Source organism: Anaerostipes sp. Marseille-Q3525 (assembly GCF_018223505.1).
In the GTDB taxonomy this organism is placed as follows: domain Bacteria; phylum Bacillota; class Clostridia; order Lachnospirales; family Lachnospiraceae; genus Anaerostipes; species Anaerostipes amylophilus.
Window position 1 is genome coordinate 84,917 of sequence record NZ_JAGTTT010000003.1, and the last position, 19,314, is coordinate 104,230.

At 36.1% G+C, this 19,314-nt stretch carries 15 protein-coding genes; 1 reads left to right on the plus strand and 14 read right to left on the minus strand.

Features of this window, described 5'->3' with window-relative positions:
* Position 1 precedes the first annotated feature (1 nt).
* From KE503_RS02675 to KE503_RS02690, 4 genes are read right to left on the minus strand one after another with little or no spacing between them, the layout of a single operon-like run.
* Positions 2-1,024, minus strand: coding sequence for a hypothetical protein (locus KE503_RS02675; protein WP_212384413.1), 1,023 nt, complete (start codon positions 1,022-1,024; stop codon positions 2-4).
* On the minus strand, positions 999-1,799 hold the full coding sequence (locus KE503_RS02680) for a tetratricopeptide repeat protein (protein WP_055196798.1): 801 nt from the start codon (positions 1,797-1,799) through the stop codon (positions 999-1,001). Before KE503_RS02680 ends, KE503_RS02675 begins: the two co-directional genes overlap by 26 nt.
* A complete protein-coding gene (locus KE503_RS02685) occupies positions 1,792-2,823 on the minus strand; it encodes a DUF5716 family protein (RefSeq protein ID WP_212384414.1) in 1,032 nt (343 codons plus the stop codon). Before KE503_RS02685 ends, KE503_RS02680 begins: the two co-directional genes overlap by 8 nt.
* 3 nt (positions 2,824-2,826) lie before the next feature.
* Positions 2,827-5,970, minus strand: a complete 3,144-nt coding sequence (locus KE503_RS02690; protein ID WP_212384415.1) for a DUF5717 family protein — start codon at positions 5,968-5,970, stop codon at positions 2,827-2,829.
* Between the two features lie 116 nt (positions 5,971-6,086).
* Here KE503_RS02690 and KE503_RS02695 point away from each other — a divergent pair, with 116 nt between their 5' ends.
* A complete protein-coding gene (locus KE503_RS02695; RefSeq protein ID WP_055196792.1) occupies positions 6,087-7,169 on the plus strand; it encodes a pyridoxal phosphate-dependent aminotransferase in 1,083 nt (360 codons plus the stop codon).
* Between the two features lie 81 nt (positions 7,170-7,250).
* Here KE503_RS02695 and KE503_RS02700 read toward each other — a convergent pair whose 3' ends face one another.
* The 10 genes from KE503_RS02700 to KE503_RS02745 all read right to left on the minus strand — a co-directional run bounded on the left by KE503_RS02700 (position 7,251) and on the right by KE503_RS02745 (position 19,306).
* The gene (locus tag KE503_RS02700) at positions 7,251-7,628 is read right to left on the minus strand and encodes a RidA family protein (protein ID WP_022374841.1); all 378 of its coding nucleotides are present in this window, start codon (positions 7,626-7,628) and stop codon (positions 7,251-7,253) included.
* Positions 7,629-7,656: 28 nt separating this feature from the next.
* Positions 7,657-8,208, minus strand: coding sequence for a signal peptidase I (lepB, locus tag KE503_RS02705; protein WP_055196790.1), 552 nt, complete (start codon positions 8,206-8,208; stop codon positions 7,657-7,659).
* 18 nt (positions 8,209-8,226) lie between these two features.
* Positions 8,227-9,516, minus strand: coding sequence for an adenylosuccinate synthase (locus tag KE503_RS02710; RefSeq protein WP_212384416.1), 1,290 nt, complete (start codon positions 9,514-9,516; stop codon positions 8,227-8,229).
* Positions 9,517-9,692: 176 nt separating this feature from the next.
* A complete protein-coding gene (locus KE503_RS02715) occupies positions 9,693-12,179 on the minus strand; it encodes an LTA synthase family protein (RefSeq protein ID WP_212384417.1) in 2,487 nt (828 codons plus the stop codon).
* A 21-nt stretch (positions 12,180-12,200) separates the two neighbouring features.
* Positions 12,201-14,684, minus strand: a complete 2,484-nt coding sequence (locus tag KE503_RS02720) for an LTA synthase family protein (RefSeq protein ID WP_212384418.1) — start codon at positions 14,682-14,684, stop codon at positions 12,201-12,203.
* 58 nt (positions 14,685-14,742) lie between these two features.
* Entirely contained in the window at positions 14,743-15,876 is a 1,134-nt protein-coding gene (locus KE503_RS02725; RefSeq protein WP_117944621.1) for a bifunctional chorismate mutase/prephenate dehydratase, read from the minus strand.
* 3 nt (positions 15,877-15,879) lie between these two features.
* Positions 15,880-16,701, minus strand: a complete 822-nt coding sequence (gene folK, locus KE503_RS02730; protein WP_212384419.1) for a 2-amino-4-hydroxy-6-hydroxymethyldihydropteridine diphosphokinase — start codon at positions 16,699-16,701, stop codon at positions 15,880-15,882.
* A gap of 13 nt (positions 16,702-16,714) precedes the next feature.
* Entirely contained in the window at positions 16,715-17,521 is an 807-nt protein-coding gene (folP, locus tag KE503_RS02735) for a dihydropteroate synthase (protein WP_212384420.1), read from the minus strand.
* A gap of 10 nt (positions 17,522-17,531) precedes the next feature.
* On the minus strand, positions 17,532-18,011 hold the full coding sequence (locus KE503_RS02740; protein ID WP_022375212.1) for an HD domain-containing protein: 480 nt from the start codon (positions 18,009-18,011) through the stop codon (positions 17,532-17,534).
* Between the two features lie 14 nt (positions 18,012-18,025).
* Positions 18,026-19,306: a bifunctional folylpolyglutamate synthase/dihydrofolate synthase gene (locus KE503_RS02745; RefSeq protein ID WP_022375211.1), complete on the minus strand. Its 1,281-nt coding sequence runs from the start codon at positions 19,304-19,306 to the stop codon at positions 18,026-18,028.
* Positions 19,307-19,314 lie beyond the last annotated feature (8 nt).

Genomic DNA, 19,314 nt, shown 5'->3' on the forward strand with positions numbered 1-19,314 from the left:
TCTAAACTCCTTCTATAGTTTCGGAATCTGCTTGTTCACCGATTCCTTCTAAAATCTGCTCATGACGAATCAATTCCTTGCTACATATATCTTTTCTCTGATTCAATGCATTCAGATAATCCCTTCGTTTGATCAGATTATATAAAACCTTTGGATGATACATCCAGAATCCAGATGTCTTCCATTGGTTCTTGTCTAATAATTGTTCCAGATCAGCGGACGCTTCAATGATTGCATCGCTAAATCTTAATCTGGCTGACACTTTACCACAAAAATCAAATAATTTCCACTGTTCTGGGGAAATATATGAAAATACGTTCTCAAATTTCTCATAGTAGAATTTAAGATCATTTCCAATCTCTCTTTTATCATCTTCCAGCCGTTTTCCTGTATGACCTTTGTGAGTAACCATCATCTCTAACAGCTTTAACTGGTCAGAAACTTTCTTGTGTGATTGAAATAAGATTAGTAGGAATAATACCACGATCACACCCGCACACGCAAACTGCCATGCATACTGCTTGACTGGCACTGTGAAATGATACAGATAAAATCCTGTCACACAAACTGCCGCAACAGCCATCAGGCAAAAAGAAATCAATATTGCTTTCTTATTCTTCTTCTTTTCATAAACTGCCGCAATCCTGCCATCCATGGAAATCTCTTCTTCATTGGCACGTGCAAGTTCTTTCTCCAGCTGTTTTTGTTCTCCTTCCAGCGAATTAATGGAATTGATCCCTGTTTTTAATTCTTCTTCGCGTTCCCAAAGATCAAAGAACTCATCATCACTGACTCGTCCCTCACAGACATCATAAAATTCTCTTGCAAATGCCCGGTAATAGGCTCTTGCTTTCTCTTCCACTTCTCCTTTTGCATCAAAATCTTTCTGATCAAGTCTCTTAAGATCACTGATCTGTTCATCAATCTTATCAATCTCTGATTCATACAATTTTACAAAACGTTTTTCTATGATGATTTCGCCATCATTTAACAGGTCATTAGATAATCTCTGCTTTGTATTCATCTTTCCACTTCCCTAACGTTGTTTTTACTAACCGGCGGGTCATGCTTTTATCTGCCTTCTTTCTATGATAATCTATTTTCGCCAGTTTATCAAACTGTTCTTTCTCAAAAATCTCTTTTTCACATTCTTTGAGGTTTTCATATATGGTTTTGCAGTGTTCCTCGTCAAAAGAAACTGCTTTTCCATCTTCGATAAAGCTTTTTTCATCCCCGCTTAGATAAGATATCATAAAATACGCTTCCTGAATCTGTTTTTCTGGTTTTAACATCAATGCTTTGCGAAAAGATTCTTTTGCCTCATCAAAACAAAACATTCTACTCTGGCATAATCCCATGTGATACCATACATGCATCTGTTCATTTGGATTTAATTTTCCTGAGACCATCTCTAATTTCTGATAAGATGTTAGTGCCATCAGATATAAATGATGTTTCAGGTACATATCTGCCAGAAGCTTTTGTTTCTTTGCAGCGGAATATAAGTAAGTTGTCCTTATCTTCTGCTGAAACTGAATCTTTTCATCTGCTGTAAAATAATTCTGAAAATTTATGATTTCTTTTACCTGCTGGACTGCATCTTCACTCTTAATCTCCAGATTCAGATATTCTTTTAAATAATTTTTTAATGAACGATCAATCCCCTCACTTAAAAAGAAGATCAGATAATGTTCCAACAGCCAGCAAAGTTCTTCATAACTTTGAAAACTTCGATTGATCTTATGGATCGTATACGCTGTTTTTGCAGGTTTTGTCTCACACAAAACAATCTTACTCATTATAATCACCTCTTTCCAGATAAATGATCTGCTGCCATGTCTGATAACTTGCCGGTCTTATCTTTCCAAATCCAAGATCTGTGATCTTGATTTTGCACTGATCTGCTTTTATGTATTCTCCCTGTATCTTTAATTTATACACGATATCTGCATCCTTTTTCATTCCATCAAGCGGCATACGGATAGATGCTTTTTTCATTCCAGAACGATTTCTTACTTCAAAGCTTAAGCCATTGATTCCAGATACAAAGATTTCCATCTCACCTCTGCTCTCTTCCCATGGTTTTCCCTCCATGATCAGTGGGCAGAACATATCCCTGCCATGATGATGAACAACCAGACCAATCTGACTGATCGTTGTATGATTTACGGTTGCCGGAACTTTTTGTTCTCCCTGTCTGTTTGCACACAAATACGCCGCTCCAGATGCAAAGAGATGTTTTCCCATAAACACTCGTCTTCCGATACAAAGAGCATTGGTTGACTGACTAAACCAGTTTCCATCAAATCCTTCTCCACATAAATAGATCGTCGTTGTAATTCCTCTGGCCAATGCCTGTTTGATGATCGTTAAAAATGCTGCATCTTTTTCCTGGTCTGTAACAGCATGTTTGATCCGTTCTGTGTAGTCTTTTGCTTCCACGATCACTGAATCTTTTTGTTTCTTTACTTCATAATATACAAAATGTTTTCTTGTGTAGTCAAAAATTCCTGTGTTTCCTTTTGCCAGATTGTCTCCTCGAAATAACACAACCCCAAGTGCTGCTTCTTCTTTTGTAAAGAAGTTTACCTGTCCTTGCCGCAATCCAGATCTAATGCATTGTTCTTCTGCATCCTTTACGATCTTTCCTGTTGCATCATCAAAAACAACTGCGATTTTTCCTTCTTCCTGTGCCTTGGCAGTCTGAATCACAAATTCTACTCTCGATCTTCCATAGGAAACAGGCTCTTCTTCTTTAATTTTTCCATGATCAGATACACATATATATGCCTGATCTCCTTCAAAATGTATCGCTGTCTGCATATTTTATTCCTCTGTCATTGGTTTTACCATCTGTGTCATCATTGTTTTTACTGCATAACGTTCCATCATTTTCTGAACATCTTCATCCTGCTGATGAATTAAAAGTTCATTTAATTCATAAAATCTGCTGCCTTTGCTGTATTTCATATGGTCTGATATGATCACATCTTCTCTGTATCTTCTTAACTCTCCTGATACACTAACATAGCAGTCTGACAGCTCATGATAAAAGACTGCCAGGGACAAAACATAATATCCAGGGAGTAACTCATTCATTGGCTCTTCAATCCAATGCCCATTGTCACTGTCCATATAATGAAATACTACATTGGCACTGCTCTTTGCATAAAACTGTACAAATGTTTCAGCACAAAGATATTTTGGCAGTGAGATCACATCAACATATTCAAATAGTACAGGCAGAATATGATCTCTCCTGATGATCTGATAGTCTCTGATCTTTTCAATACGTTTTAAACTGCGCTCAGATAATTGTTCTTTCTTATCTTTGTAGTAATCAAGATACAATTGCTGGTACATCCAGTCCATCTTCCCATGATCAATCTTCTCTCCGATCAATTCGTAAAATTTCTCTGGAAGTTCTTGCTTATTATCATATGCATAATTTACATATTCCACCAACATTGCATTGATCAGACCTTTGTCTGTTTCTGACTGGTTTAAGTATTCTTCAAATACTTTAAATTCAGTTCCATCCACGCCATCTGCAATACATGCTCTTAGCACACTCTCCACAAATACTCTGTCATACATACTGACTTTCTGTCCTGCATCAAATACAGCTAACATCTCTTCTTTTGTTCCATGGAAGTATTTTTGCAGATACTTGATCACTTCGTTATTTTCATTGCCTAACTCAAAAGATTCCATACACATTTCTACCAAAAGATCTGACCGTCTGTTGCTCAATGTTGTAAGTGCATACAAACAGACCTCTTTTAACTGATCTTTGTCAAGAAATTGATATCCGTACTGTCCAATTCCTTTCAGTGCATCCTCATACAGTCCTGCAGCAATAAAATATCCAATCATGTGTCTTCTGTTCTCATCTTTTAAATTCTTCCATTCGACATAAGACAATGCATTCTGCAATTCTTTCTGCAATTCATGTGCTTTATAATACTCAAGAACTTTCTCAAACAATTCCTGCTCATAATCAACATCTAAGTTTCTGCTTTTTAATGCATATAGCACAACTGGGAAATCTTCTTCTTTAAGCTTTTCTCTTATTCCAAATCCTGCTGCTTTATACATAACATAATGTGGATTATTTCCATCCGCACTCTCACAATACATCTCCATCTGTTCTCTTGTAAAAACTGGTTTTAACTGATAAGCAACGGATCCAATATAACGATTTCCTTCATTGTCAAAGAAAATAAATGCTGCATTCTGGTCAAAGATTTCTACATAGCGGTTAGGCTCTGACAGATAGCAGACGTCCAGATTTTTCTTCCACTCCTGACTGATCTCTGCTTTCTGAATAAATTCATTATCACATATCAGCTTCTGTACAAACACAACATTTCCAAGATTTTGTCTGGACACCTCATCCTGAAGAAGTTCCTCATAATAATAACGATACAGTAAAATAAGATCTTCGTTGATCTGTCCTTTTTGCAGTTCTTCTCTTAAAAATGTACGAATCAGTTCTTCATAATTCGGAAAGATCTTATGATAGTTGCGTCTGTTATGTACTACATTGGCAAACAGGCGGCTTTGTTCTTCTGCCCCAAGACTCATGCTGTATGTAAAATACATAAGAATCTCTTCTGGCAGTAATGGGTACTCTCCTTTGGGAATCGTTCTTAAAAATGCTTCCTGTAATCCAATCAGCTGTACACCTCGCTGCAATGCTTCCTCATAGTATGGATGGCAGTCTTCATCCATACAGTTTCCCTGAATCATCATGGCACAAATTGCCTGCAGCACATCTGTCTGTGGATATTCTTTATATATACACATAAATAACCATAAGATTTCTTCTGAAAATATCTTATTTCTTGAAACAAGAAAGCATAACTTTCCAATCAATCTTGTATTTAAAATCTTCTCCTGTGCACCGAATTCCAGTACCCATAATTCATAAGAATCTATACATGTTAATAATTGTTCATCTTCCCCTAAAATACAGCAGCCTTCAAAACGAAGCAGAGGGTTTTGACATCCCTCCTGATATAATTCTTTGATCTGTTTCATTCGAAGTGCTGAATCTTTCATCAAATCTTCACTTAAATTCATAAGAAACCAGAACAAATATCCTTTAACATTGATATCATCGCTGTTTTCATAGAGAATTTTCATCTCTTCTCTGGCTTCATCTATCGTATCATCTTCTTTATCGTAACATGCCTGCAGATACCAGACATATCCCTGACAGATTTCAAGCGATTCCTTCTTTGCATCTTCCGGAATGTGCTCTTTTAGATCTTCCTTGCCACAAAGAATATCCAGATGAAGTTTCATAAGATCATAAATCCGATTTCTTACCGGATGATCTGGCATCTTATCAAGTACAGATCTTGCACGTTCAGCAAACTGCTCCAAGCGGATCCTTCCACTGCAAAAATCAATGTATAATTCATAAAGTTTCTTTTGTCTAAACTCTTCTTCCTTTTTTCTTTCACTTTTTTCTTCTTTGTATATCACTTCAATCTCGATCGTCTGATAGACAGTCTGCACGATTAAATGGTCTCTGTCTCCATCTCGTGGTATTGTTTTAAGATCCACATAAATAGCCATCTGTCCATCTTCAAAATCTTCAGCATGAAATGTATCTTTGTGAAGAGTGATAAACTTTCCTTCTGTCTTAACTCTTCCTGCAATGTATCCCCATCCATCCTTCCTTATCGTAATTTCCAGCGGTTCATCTAAATTTGCAATTGTTGCATGATACATTGTTTTTGTTACATCAAGCAATACTGGTGATTTCTGGTCTGTACTTAGTAAAAATTCTTCTAAGATCTGATCTCTGTTTCTTCCCAACAGCAGCTGATGATATAGTTGTTTTTCTTTTTGTTTATCTTTCAGAAATTCTTCCTTAAATGCTTCAGAAAAAAAGAGCGTTTTAGCTCTTTGATGATTTTCCTTCGCAATACTTGTAAACTTTTCTAATGATTCTGACATATTCTTATTCTGCTCCTTGCCAACCAAAAGATTTTGTGGGTATAATAATACATAATTTCAATTAGTATTCATTATACCAAATTTCGACACAATATTAAAGGAAAAGAGGAATTACCATGTCAGAAAAAAAACAAGAATTTCACGGAAGTGATCTTGAGAAAGTCGAAGCTTATTATGGAATCAAAAAAGAGACGATCATTCCTTTTGCAGGAAATGTCAATCCTCTAGGAATTTCACCTTTATTGAAGAAAAGCATGGCATCTCATATTGAATGTATCAGCGAGTATCCTGACCGTGATTACAAGGAACTTCGTTCTACCCTTTCACTATACTGTAATGTCCCAATGGAACATATCATTGTTGGAAATGGTGCAACCGAGATGATCAGTCTTACAATGCAACTATTACGTCCAAAACACGCACTGCTTCTATCTCCTACATATTCCGAATATACACGAGAGATCGATCTTGTTGGTGGTCATGTAGAAGAATATTATCTAAGAGAAGATCTTGATTTTCAATTAGATCTTGATGATCTTTTTGCAAAACTCGATGACAGTGTTGATCTTCTTGCAATATGTAATCCGAATAATCCAACCTCTAGTGCTCTGAATACGGAGGAAATTTCAAAAATCCTTGCACATTGTAAAAAACATAATATCTTTGTTATGATTGATGAAACTTATGTAGAATTTGCCCCCGATATCCAAAAGATCTCAGCGGTTTCTCTCACTACAAAATTTGATAATTTCATGGTTCTTCGCGGAACTTCCAAATTCTTCTGTGCTCCAGGACTTCGTCTTGGTTACGGAATCTGTGGAAACCTTTCTTTCCTTGAACGTATGAACAGCATCAAAAATCCATGGACGATCAACACACTGGCTGCCCTTGCCGGAGAAGCAATGTTTATGGATAAGGATTATATCAAAATGACAAAAGATTATATTGATTCTGAGCGTTCCCGCTGTATGAATATTTTATCCAAACGTCCTAATCTTAAGGTTTTTAAGGCTTATGCAAACTTTATTCTTGTAAAACTTTTAGATGGAACTACTTCTTTTGAAATGTTTGAACGATGTATCAAAGAAGGTCTGATGATCCGCGACTGTGCGAGTTTTCATGGACTTGATGGTGAATTTATTCGTTTCTGTATTCAGAAAAAAGAAGATAATGATCGTTTATTAGCATTATTAAAATAAAATATTTATTTTATATAAAACCAAAAAAGTTCCGGTAATGAATCTGTTTATCCATTACCGGAACTTTTTATTTTCTTGTTATTATTTTACTGCAATAACTTCAATCTCGATCAGTGCTCCTTTTGGAAGAGCTCCTGCCTGTACACATGATCTTGCTGGTTTGTTATCTCCAAAAGCTTCTTCATAAATTCCATTGATCTCTGCGAAATCATTGATATCTGCTAAGAATACTGTTGTTTTGATAACATTGTCTAATGTAAGATCAGATGCTTTTAATACTGCTGTTAAATTTGCTAACACCTGTTTTGTCTGTTCAGCGACACCTTCTTTTAACTCCTGTGTCTGTGGATCTAAACCTATCTGTCCGGATGTAAACACAAAATCTCCTGCTTCTACTGCATGGCAGTATGGTCCAACAGCTGCTGGTGCATTCTGTGCATTAATGATCTTTGTATCCATGATAGTATTTCCTGCCTTTCTTCATCTGTTACTTGATCCGTTTGATTGATGGGTAATATCGAAACCACGCTTTTCCTAAGATCTCGTCTCTGGAAACATAGTGTATATCCCATTCTCTCGCATCATTTGAATTATTCCGATTATCTCCCATAACAAAATATCCATTCTTCGGCACTGTATATGGTCCAAAATCTTCTACTGGTTCTTCTTTGATATATGGTTCACTAAGTGGTTTACTGCTTCCGTTAATGTAGACTTTACCATCTTTAACCTGCACAGTCTCTCCTGGAAGAGCGATCACACGTTTAATATACCATTCCCTTTCATCCTCTGGATACTTGAAGATAATAATATCTCCCCTTTTCGGATCTTTAAACCAGTAAGAGGTTCTAAGAGCAATCAGCTTGTCATTCGTCATGATCGTATTCTCCATCGAACCACTTGGAATATTGGCGTTGATAATTACAAAATTCAAGATAAATTCTGTGAGAAGAATGGTCACCACAATACAGATCACCCAGCTTAAAGCTTCTCTCTTAAAGCCTTTCTTCTCTTCTTTATCTGCTTTCTCTCTGCTCATATTGGCTGTCCTTAAAATTTAGTCCTCAAAACCACGTCTGATGATATCATGTCTTTCTGGTCCGTTGGATACTAATGTGATCGGATATCCAATCTTCTCTTCTACAAACTCGATGTACTTACGGCAGTTCTCTGGAAGATCTTCGTAGTTCTTGATTCCACGGATATCAGATTTCCATCCTGGAAGTACTTCTAAAACTGGTTTTGCTTTCTCAAGTTTTCCTGTTGTTGGGAAGTCTGTTGTTACTTCTCCGTCAATTTCATATCCTACGCATACTGGAATCTCGTCTAAATATCCAAGTACATCTAATACTGTAAAGGCAACATCTGTTGTTCCCTGCATACGGCATCCGTATTTAGTAGCTACAACATCAAACCATCCCATTCTTCTTGGACGTCCTGTTGTTGCTCCAAATTCTCCACCATCTCCACCACGACGGCGAAGTTTGTCTGCTTCATCTCCAAAGATCTCACTTACGAAAGCCCCAGCTCCTACGGCACTTGAGTATGCTTTTACAACTGTTACAACTTTCTTGATCTCATATGGAGGGATTCCTGCTCCGATCGCACCATATCCTGCTAATGTAGAAGATGATGTAACCATTGGATAGATTCCATGGTCAGGGTCTTTTAGTGATCCTAACTGTCCTTCTAATAAGATATTCTTTCCTTCTTTAATCGCTTCGTGTAAGAACAATGATGTATCACATACATAAGGTGCTACCATCTCTTTGTATTCCATTAATGTATTGTATAATTCATCTGGATCAAGAAGTGGTTTGTGATATAAATGCTCTAACATAACATTCTTTTTCTCACATACTGATTTTACTTTTTCTCTTAACACTTCTTCTTCATCGAATAATTCACTTACCTGGAATCCGATCTTTGCGTATTTGTCTGAATAAAATGGTGCGATACCGGATTTTGTTGATCCAAATGAGTTCTTTCCAAGACGTTCTTCTTCATACTGATCGAATAAAATGTGATAAGGCATTACCATCTGCGCACGATCTGATACTAAGATCTTAGGCTGAGGAACCCCCTGGCTTACAATTCCTTCAATCTCTTTAAATAATACAGGGATATTTAATGCCACACCATTACCGATCACACTTGTTGTATGGTTGTAGAATACCCCAGATGGTAATGTATGCAACGCAAACTTACCGTAATCATTGATGATCGTATGACCAGCATTTGCTCCTCCCTGGAAACGAACGATAATATCGGATGTTTCACCTAACATGTCTGTAATCTTACCTTTTCCTTCGTCTCCCCAATTGGCTCCAACGACTGCTTTTACCATATGTGTATCCTCCTAATAAAATCAATTATTTGACTTTTTCTTGTATTTATTGTGTGGTCGCACTTATCTTAAATACTACACAACAACAACTTTCATTCTATATCGTTTTAGGCACTCTGTCAAGACAGAGTGCCTAAAGCTTTTAATTTCTACATATTTTCTTTTGATTTTTTATATTACTTACCATTTCCTACGGAAAATAATGTATTACTAACATGTTTTGTATCCATCAAACTGTTATATTGCAGATAGTGATACTCATTGATCAGTTTTGTATATTTGTTCTTTTCAGAAAATTCATGATCTTTTCCATCTTTATCCACATAACCATTCGCATTTAACGCTGGTATTGTCTTTCTTAAATTTAACAAATATTCATTATATCTTGATAATTTTAAGTTTGTCTGCTCAAGCATCATGCTGGAAAGATAGTTTGCACTGACATTTTCCATATCAGAAGCTTCATCAATATCATAATTTGCCCATATGATAAATGGCACCTTGTATTTCTTCTGTAATTCCTTAAGACTTAAATTATTTAAAGATTTTCCATATAATAATTCATAGAAAGAATCCGGAAGTTTTGGCTGATGATCTCCAAACATTACAACAATCGTTGGTTCTTTTTGTTGTTTAAAATAGTTGATGATCTTTTCAAACGCACGGTCTGACTCATGGATCAGTGACAGATAACGGTTTGCTGTATCCGTTGCTTTCTCATCCTGAATCTTGATCTCTTCTTTAAATTTGGTATCTTTGACATAATAACCACCATGATTCTGGATCGTTACATTAAAGAAGAATAGTGGTTTCCCTGATTCCTTTTTATTAAACACATCAATGATCTTATTATAATCCTCAGAATCAGAATACCATCCACGGAATTTTTCTCCGTTTGGATTCATAGATGTCTCGTCAATGAATTTATCAAATCCAAGCAATGGATATACCGTATTTCTATTCCATCCATTCGCTTTATATGGATGGAATGCCATCGTATCATATCCTTCCTGTTTTAACTGCGATGCAAGACTTGGCACTTTATGTTTGATAAACTGTGTATAAGCATTACCATTTAATGGCAATGTTGATACAGAGTTTCCTGTCAGAAATTCATATTCTGAGTTGCTTGTTCCTCCTCCAAATACAGATACAAGCATATGCCCTTTTATCGTATTTTCTTTTAAGCTGTTAATAAACGGCATAACCTCTTTGTTGGTCTTAATATGATTGACTACATTTAAATCTGCAAATGTTTCATTCATGATCACGACTACATTTGGTTTTTGTTTTAAAGTTTTATTCTTTCCTGTTGTTACCTGATAGTTATCTGCAATCTTATTTACCGTCTGCGGATTATATCCATCTGGCTGAGAAACAAGAGTATACTGAACATTTAAAATAAAGCTTAAAATATATCCATTTTTCAAATATCCATTTTTCTGGTTAAATAAATTAACTTTGATTCCATTTTTGGCAAGATCATCTACTTTTGTCATGTGAACGGAACTTGCAACTATCACTATTGCCGTGATAACAATTGCAACCAGTCGTTTCTTGATCGTAAATGCCTTGAAAGTTTCTAATTTACATGCGATCACACATAAACCAAGTAAAATGATCGTTGCAATAATGGCTGGTTTATCAAAACTTAGTACATAATGATCTGCAACATCCATCGCTGTTCCAACCGCATAAATATCTGCTGGTGTGATTGGATTTCCTCTAAATGCAAGTACAAAATAATTTGCGATCGCTGCACCGTAGAAGAAAATATTTCCTATCATCAGTGCCCATTTAATACGGTTAAAGAGCATCAGCAATACTGCATATATAATGTAATACCACAGCACATTTAAAGCAAATGTCAGTGGCTTCATAACGCTGATCGGATTATAAAACACTTTCTCAACCATATAAAATGCGATCCATGGATTCACAATAAATAATATCCAACTAAATCGTTTATTCCATTTTTCTGGAAGTTTTAATGGAATCAGAATAATAGCCATCAGTGCAACTGCGATTGCTACTGTCATTACGATCGCACTTACATCAATACGATTTGTCCATACTCTCATTCGGATATGAAAGTCTTTTTGCGACTTTCCATTGATCACTGCTGGCTCATATATCTTGCCCATCTCCTTTGATGTATATAAATACAATGGATGGTCTTTTTTGATTCCTCTGGCTTTGATCGTAAGAGTATATGTATCGCCCTTTTTGATATCCTTATTAACGATCAAGCTATACCATTTTTGGGATGTATATCTGCTTGTCTTTAAAGACGGCTGAATGTTTCTCATTCCATCCACATCCAGCAAATCTTTTGTGACATGATAAACTGATTTTCCTTTGCTGTCCTTGATATTAACAGAAATACTTCCTGCTCTTTTATAGCTCTGATTTCGATCGATCATGAACGTGAAGCTCTGAATGTTATCATACGTCGCTTTAAACTTCTGCACAATCTCATCATTACCTGTCACTGCGATCTGAGAAATTTCCTTATCTGGTCCACCCTTAGCGATTTTTTCTGAAAACTCAGCCTTATTCTTTAGTACAAAAATAATAAAAAGAAATAATGCGAATACAACCACGCCTTTCATCGCTTTGTTTATTATATTATGAATTTTATTTTTTCCATTTCGTTCTGACATATTTCTTTCCTCTCGTCCTGCTTATTTCACAGAAAACAAATCTGTACTGACATGTTTCTTATCCATCAAACTATTATACTGCAGATACTGATACTGTGTGATCAGTTTTGTGTATTTATTTTGTTCTGAAAAATGATGATTTTCTCCATCTTTGTCTACATACCCATTTGCATTCAATGCAGGAACATTTTTTCTCATATCTAATAAAAATTCATTATATCTTGACAATTTTAAGTTTGTCTGCTGAAGCATCAAGCTTGATAAATAGTTTGCACTGACATTTTCTACATCGCTTTTTGCATCAATATCATAGTTAGCCCATATGATAAATGGTACTGTATACTTCTTCTGCTGTTCTTTCAAACTTAAGTTGCTTAATGATTTTCCATATAACAGTTCATAGAATGAATCTTCCAGTTTCGGCTGATGATCCCCGAACATTACAACGATCGTTGGTTCTTTCTTATTCTTAAAGTAATTAATGATCTTCTCAAATGCACGGTCAGATTCATGGATCAGTGACAGATAACGATTTGCTGTATCTGTTGCCTTTTCATCCTTGATCTTGATCTCTTCTTTAAAGTTCTTATCAGCGATCAGATATCCTCCATGGTTCTGAATCGTTACATTAAATAAGAATAATGGCTGCCCTGCCTTTTTCTTATTAAAGATATCAATGATCTTATTGTAATCCTCGGAATCAGAATACCATCCTCGGAATTTTTCTCCATTTGGATTCATGCATGTTTCATCTAAGAACTGATCAAATCCAATCAATGGGTAAACAGTATCTCTGTTCCATCCATGTGCTTTGTATGGGTGGAATGCCAACGTATCATACCCCTGTTGTTTCAACTGGGATGCAAGACTTGGTACTTTATGTTTTACAAACTGTGTATAAGCGTTTCCATTTAATGGAAGTGCTGATACAGAGTTTCCTGTTAAAAATTCATATTCCGAATTACTTGTACCTCCACCAAAAACAGACACTAACATATGACCTTTGATGGTATTTTCTTTCAGATTGTTAATAAATGGCATAACCTCTTTATTTGTCTTGATCTTATTAACCACATTCAGATCAGAAAACGTCTCATTCATGATCACGACTACATTTGGTTTTTGTTTTAAGTTTTTGTTACTTCCCTGTGTAACTTCGTAGTTGTCTGCAATCTTATTTACTTTATTTGCACTATACCCTTCTGGCTGGGATACGATCGTATACTGAATATTCATTAAGAAACTTAAAATATATCCATTATTGGTATAACCTAATTTCTGATTCCAAAAATTCACCTTAACTCCCTTAGATTGTAGTGCATCAACTCTTGTCAGTGTAAAAGCACTTGCTGCTGTAACAAGAACCGTAACTAAAACAGCAATCAATCGTTTTCTCCATTGAAAGATTGGATATGTTTCAAGTTTGGATGCAAGCACACACATTCCAAGTAATACAACTGTTGCTACGATTGCTGCTTTATCGTAGGATAATACATAATGATCTGCTACGTCCATTGCAGTTCCAAGGGCATAAATATCTGCTGGTGTGATTGGAGTTCCACGGAATGCAAGTACAAAATAGTTACCTATCGCTGCTGCATAGAAAAATACATTTCCAACCAACAATGCCCATTTCACTCTGTTAAATATAAGCAACAAGATCATATAAATAATATAATACCATAATACATTCAGCCCGAATGCCAGCTTATTCATAACACTGATCGGATTATAGAATACCTTCTCAACCATGTAAAACGAAATCCAAGGTGTTATAACAAACAATATCCATGTAAATCTCTTATTCCATTTTTTCGGCAAATATATTGGAATAAGAATCAATGCGATCAGTGCCAATGTAATTGCAACTGTTAAAACAATTGCTGAAACATCAATCTGTGTTGTCCATACTCTTGTACGGATATGTACATCCATCTTCTGTCCATTGACTTTCACAGAACTAAAAATATTTCCCATTTTCTTTGATGTATATAAATATAATGGACGATCTTTCTTGATTCCTTTTGCTGTGATCTCAATCGTATAATTCTCACCTTTGTTCAGTTTCTGGTTTACTACAACTCTGTACCAGCGATATTCAGCTCTTTGGGTACGTCTCATTGTTGCCGTCATATTCTTTAATCCATCAACCTCTAACAGGCTCGGCGTAATATGATAGATTGATCTTCCCTTACTATCTTTTACATTCAGATCAATACTTCCAGCTCTTCCAACCTGTTCATTTCTGTCAACCAGAATATTCAACCGTTCCATCGTATCACATGTTGCTTTAAACTTTTGTACAACTTTATCACCATCTGAAATTGCAATCTTTGATATTTTCTTTTCTGGAACACCTTTTGCAACTCTTTCTGAAAACTGATTTTTATTTGTTAAAACCAATACAATAAATGCGATCAATGCAAGGACAATCCCATATTTTAAGACTTTTTGCATGACGCTGTGAAATTTTTGTAATTTTGTTTCACTATTTTTCTGTGTCATTTTACATTACCTTCCATTCGTTTGTATTTCCCCAGTCTTTTTTTCACATTCATAATTTTTAGAAATTTCCTAATATTTTAAAATCCTTTGTCTCTTCTTTGATTCCTGCCAGTGCATTACGGATTGCTGGATCATTTAAATTCCCGATCACGTCAACATAAAATCCATACTCCCACTTTCTTCCTGGAAGCGGCCTGGATTCAATATTACTCATACTGACATTATTAAACATAAAATGAGTCAAGATATTATACAAAGACCCTGATTCATGTGGTACGCTGAAACTAATACTTACTTTTCCTGCATCTTTTCTATATTGTTTCTTCTTTGACATGATCACGAATCTTGTTGTATTGTTTCCTTCATCATTTACCTCTCTTTTTAAAATCTGAAGACCATACATCTTAGCTGCACGTTCACTGCAGATCGCAGCTTTTGTATTCTTGCCATCATCTGCTACTTTCTTTGCACTAATCGCAGTATTAGCAACTTTTACCTGCTCCCATTCTGGATGTTCATCTAAGAAACCTTTGCATTGCATCAATCCTTGCGGATGTGAATACACTTTCTCGATCTGTTCTAAACTGCTTCCTGGAAGTGCTGCAAAAACATGTCTCACATCAACAGATTCTTCTCCTACCACACAGATATCGTAATCAAGAATCATATCATAAATTCCACTGACAGTTCCTGCTGAAGTATTCTCAATTGGAAGCACTCCATAATCAGCTTCCCCTCGATCTAATGTCTTTACAACATCTTTAAACTCCGGTACAGAGAAATTTTTAACATTTTCTCCAAAATACTGTACCATTGCCTGTTCCTGATATGCACCAGGAATTCCCTGATATACGACTTTTGTATTTTCATTGATATCCAGAGAATCAACTTCTTCAAATGTTCCATCGATATAAGCATCTTCCTGTGATAACAGACTATACTGGTATCTGCGACTGATACTCATCATCTGAAGAAACATCTCTTCCACGGATTTCTTAATGATCGTTTCCGTTTCATCTTTTGTTAAAACATCAATCTTCTGTCTTTCTCTTACAGGGTCATAAATTGCTTTGCCTGTCCCTCTTTTATATTCTGCTACGTCCGCAGAACATCTCATCCGTTGTTTGAATAAAGAAAGCATCTTCTGATCGATCTCGTCAATCTGTTGTCTTATTTCCGTCAAATCTCTCATAGTTTATTGTTCCTCTTTTATCATTTCTTTTAATTGTGTGACTGTTTTGCCAAGCAGTGGATGCATAAGATATGGTGCAATCTCTTCTAATGGTTCTAAAACAAACAGTCTTTTGTGCATCTCTTTGTGAGGGATCGTTAATTTTCTCTCATTCATCACAAGATCATCATACATTAAAATATCAAGGTCCAGTGTTCTCGGTCCCCAATGAATTGTTCTGACTCTTCCTGCCTGTGCTTCCACATCCATCAGAAAATCAAGCAGTTCTTCTGGTTCTTTTAACGTATCGATGGCAATACATCCATTCAGAAAATCCTCCTGCTTAACTCCTCCATATGGCTTTGTCTCAATCAGGCTTGAAACATGAACAACTTTCGTATCATCCTGTGCCTCGATCGCATCGATCGCTTGATTGATATATTCCATACGGTCTCCCATATTGGACCCAACACCAATATAGGCTCTATGCCAGCCACGTTTAATCTTAACAGAAACATAATCAAGAGGCAATCCAATTGGTGCCCATGGTTTTTTTACTTCAATCTCAAGTTTTCTGACTAATGGAAATTTAAGAAGCAGTTTCTTTGCCACAGTTTCTGCCACACATTCGATCAAGTTAAAGTCATTCTCAGTCAGAATATCCTTGATCACGTGGCATACTTTTCCATAATCAACAGAAAATTCCATCTGGTCACTGACACCTGCAAGCTTCGTATCCACATAAAGTACTGCAGATACTAAAAACTTTTGTCCTAATACCTTTTCCTCTTTATATAGACCATGATTTGCATAAACTTCCAAATCTTTGATTATAATCTGATCCATCATCAATTCTCCCTTATTTTGCACAAATTGCTTCTATCATCTTCATAGCACGCATGTTTTCTTTTACATCATGTACTCTGAAAAATCTGCATCCTTTCATGTATCCACTCACTGTTGTTGCAACAGTTCCTTCCACTCTCTGATCAGATGGAAGATCCAGAATAAGTCCGATCATTGATTTTCTTGAAGTTCCAAGAAGAACAGGTACATCCCACTGGTTTAAAAGTTCTAAATGATTCATAAGTTCTAAATTCTGATCAAGATCCTTGGCAAATCCGATTCCTGGATCTAACATGATCGTATCTTTTTTGATCCCTGCCTTCTCTGCCATCTCCATTGTCTCATTCAGATCAGCTACCACATCATTTAAATAATCTTTGTAGTCTGTATCCTTGCGGTTATGCATCAAACAAGAAGCAATTCCTGTTTCTGCTAACACTTCTGCCATTGTTCCATCCCACTTAAGTCCCCAGATATCATTGATCAGATCAGCTCCTGCTTCAATCCCTGCTCTTGCCACACCTGATTTGTAAGTATCCAGAGATACTGGAACATCAAATTCTTTCTTAAGGGCCTCAATCACTGGTGTTACCCTTCCAATCTCTTCTTCATCGGAAATCAGAGTGTACCCAGGTCTTGTAGATTCTCCACCTACATCAATGATCGCAGCTCCATCTTTAATCATTTCTTCTGCATGTTTTAATGCTGCATCTAGATGATCATATTTTCCTCCATCAGAAAATGAGTCTGGTGTCACATTCAAGATTCCCATAATATATCCATGGTGTTTCGTATCAAATGTTTTATTTCCAATAATCATTGTATCTCTCCTAATAAATATACCTGCTGTTTTTCTTCTCTTGCGGCCAATAACATTCCTGTCTGGCTTTGCAGTGGATACAGTCTCTGGAAAGTTTGTCTGCACGATAAAAAATAGCTGCAAAGCTGTCTTCTTTCTCTTCAACGTCACGATGATTTAAGATCGTATCGACCATGATTTTTCTTTCTGCGGCTGTATAGCCACAATCTTTTAAAATTTCTTCTGCAAGAATTGCACCTGCCTCATCATGTGAAATTCCTTTTTCATACTGGTCAGCTCTTCCCATATCATGAAGAAATGCCGTCGCATATATGATATCTTTCGGAATATCAAGATTCTTCTCAAGCACCATAAGATAACTGATTCTTGCTACCGAAAGAAAATGTTCCATATCATGCCCGCAAAATTCACGGTCTTTTTCTAATTCTTGTAGTTTTTCGTACGTTTGTTTGTATGTTTCATGGCATACGATCTTCTGGAATCTTTCCACTTGTTCATCCTCTGCTATTGGTTTATTAGTTCATTTTGAAAAGATAATGTTCCACAGATTATGATCACATCATCTTTCTCTGCCTTCTGCCTTACTTCACTAAGACATTCAGCGAGTCTTTGTCTTTCCTCTACGTTCTGATGATATTTACTTATACAATTACACAGCTCCCTGCTTGAAAGAGCTCTTGGATTATCCGGTGCTACTGTATAAATCTTATCTGCCGCTGGGGCAAGAATCTGTACCATCTGTTCGTAATCTTTATCTGACAATACTCCCATTATATAGATTAATCTCTGGTTTGTAAAATTATTTTGCAAAAAACTTAATAAACTCTTTGCACCATCTGGATTATGTGCACCGTCACAGATCACCATAGGTTCTCGTTCCAATATCTCAATTCTACCTCTCCAGATTGTTTTTCGCATTCCGTCTTCCGTCTGAAAATCACTGATACAATAATAGTTTTTTATAACATTTAAAGTTTCTAACGCAAGTGCTGCATTGTTGATCTGATGTCTTCCAAGAAGTGGTATCTCAATCTTTTCATACCATCTTCCATCAGAAGAACGATAAGAAAAACTTTCTCCATTCAGTGACTCCTGAAGCACTCTGATCCCTGCAGAATTCACAAAAGTTACTTTTGCATGCATCTGTTTAGCTTTGTTCTTTATCACTTCATTAACTTCTTTTGTATTGTCATAAGAAATGACCGGACATCCTTCTTTGATGATCCCCGCTTTTTCTGATGCTATTTTTTCCAGTGTATCACCTAAAAATTGCATATGATCCATTCCAATTGATGCTATAACTGTTGCAATCGGCTTCTTTACTACATTTGTTGCATCCAGTCTTCCGCCCATTCCCGTCTCTAATAATACAACATCTACTTTTTTATCGAGAAAATAAAGAAAACTAAGTGCTGTCTCAATCTCAAACATTGTCGGATGGGATAGACCATCTTTTACCATTTCTTCGGCAACATTCTTTATTTTTTCCATATAAAAGCACAGGTCTTTTTTAGAAATATTTTCTTCATTGATACGAAACCTTTCTTCATAGGAAAAGGATGCAGGGGATACATATCTCCCTGCACGATATCCACTTTCCCTAAAAATACCTGCCAGAAATGCAAGTGTTGAACCTTTTCCATTGGTTCCGGCAATATGAACCACTCTAAGCTGGTCTTGTGGGTTTCCAAGTCTTTCTAATAACTCTCTGATATTATCAAGTCCTAAGACACTTCCAAATTTATTTGTATTTTGTATAAAATTCATTGCTTCTTCGTAATTCATAACTGCCT

Excerpts from the sequence above, each read along its gene's own strand:
- KE503_RS02675 (WP_212384413.1), bottom strand. The coding sequence starts at position 1,024 with ATGAATACAAAGCAGAGATTATCTAATGACCTGTTAAATGATGGCGAA.
- KE503_RS02680 (WP_055196798.1), bottom strand. The coding sequence starts at position 1,799 with ATGAGTAAGATTGTTTTGTGTGAGACAAAACCTGCAAAAACAGCGTAT.
- KE503_RS02685 (WP_212384414.1), bottom strand. The coding sequence starts at position 2,823 with ATGCAGACAGCGATACATTTTGAAGGAGATCAGGCATATATATGTGTA.
- KE503_RS02690 (WP_212384415.1), bottom strand. The coding sequence starts at position 5,970 with ATGTCAGAATCATTAGAAAAGTTTACAAGTATTGCGAAGGAAAATCAT.
- KE503_RS02695 (WP_055196792.1), top strand. The coding sequence starts at position 6,087 with ATGTCAGAAAAAAAACAAGAATTTCACGGAAGTGATCTTGAGAAAGTC.
- KE503_RS02700 (WP_022374841.1), bottom strand. The coding sequence starts at position 7,628 with ATGGATACAAAGATCATTAATGCACAGAATGCACCAGCAGCTGTTGGA.
- lepB (WP_055196790.1), bottom strand. The coding sequence starts at position 8,208 with ATGAGCAGAGAGAAAGCAGATAAAGAAGAGAAGAAAGGCTTTAAGAGA.
- KE503_RS02710 (WP_212384416.1), bottom strand. The coding sequence starts at position 9,516 with ATGGTAAAAGCAGTCGTTGGAGCCAATTGGGGAGACGAAGGAAAAGGT.
- KE503_RS02715 (WP_212384417.1), bottom strand. The coding sequence starts at position 12,179 with ATGTCAGAACGAAATGGAAAAAATAAAATTCATAATATAATAAACAAA.
- KE503_RS02720 (WP_212384418.1), bottom strand. The coding sequence starts at position 14,684 with ATGACACAGAAAAATAGTGAAACAAAATTACAAAAATTTCACAGCGTC.
- KE503_RS02725 (WP_117944621.1), bottom strand. The coding sequence starts at position 15,876 with ATGAGAGATTTGACGGAAATAAGACAACAGATTGACGAGATCGATCAG.
- folK (WP_212384419.1), bottom strand. The coding sequence starts at position 16,701 with ATGGATCAGATTATAATCAAAGATTTGGAAGTTTATGCAAATCATGGT.
- folP (WP_212384420.1), bottom strand. The coding sequence starts at position 17,521 with ATGATTATTGGAAATAAAACATTTGATACGAAACACCATGGATATATT.
- KE503_RS02745 (WP_022375211.1), bottom strand. The coding sequence starts at position 19,306 with ATGAATTACGAAGAAGCAATGAATTTTATACAAAATACAAATAAATTT.